Raw genomic sequence first — 727 nt, forward strand, 5'->3', positions numbered from 1 at the left:
GCAAGACCTGCATGCGATCGGTATGGGATGCGATCCAGTACATTGCGACGACTGGATGCCAATGGGCGCTTCTGCCGAAGGATTTTCCGCCCTTCACGACGGTCCAGTACTATTTTTATGGCTTGCGCGACAGCGGGGCGTTGGATTTGATCAATGAAGCCTTGGTTGAAATCGCGCGTAGACTTGCTGGACGAGAGCCGCAACCAACGGCGGCGATCATCGACAGTCAATCGGTCAAGACGACCGAGAGCGGAGGGCCACGCGGCTTTGATGCGGGCAAGAAGATCAAAGGTCGCAAGCGCCACATCGTCACCGATACACAAGGAAATTTGCTGAGCGCCATCGTGCACCCGGCCAATGTTCAGGATCGGGACGGTGCGCCGGCCGTCGTCACTTTGGCGTGTGCGAGTTACCCGACTATTGCACACTTGTTTGCTGACGGCGGCTACGCCGGAGAAAAGCTAGAACACGCACTCCGGAAAATCGACGGGCCCACGATTGAAATTGTCAAACGCCCGGATGACGCAAAAGGCTTCGTTATTGTTGCCCGACGCTGGGTCGTCGAACGCACCTTGGCATGGCTCAACCGCTGCCGACGTCTCGCCAAGGATTGGGAGGCCTCCGCCACCTCGGCTGAAGCATGGCTCCTTGTCGCATCAACCCGACAGCTGCTGCGCCGCATCGCCAGATCGGCCAACGTTAAGTCATGATTTTTGAGTCAGACTCT

The 727-nt window shown here is 57.6% G+C and carries 1 protein-coding gene; it reads left to right on the top strand.

Translation table 11 applies throughout. The annotated features are described in order from the left end of the window. Positions 1 to 710 (top strand): IS5 family transposase (locus tag I6F35_RS39580; protein ID WP_225122965.1); only part of this gene is annotated, 710 nt, incomplete at its 5' end. Positions 711 to 727 lie beyond the last annotated feature (17 nt).

It is taken from the genome of Bradyrhizobium sp. BRP22, from assembly GCF_020194175.1.
Taxonomy (GTDB): Bacteria; Pseudomonadota; Alphaproteobacteria; order Rhizobiales; family Xanthobacteraceae; genus Bradyrhizobium.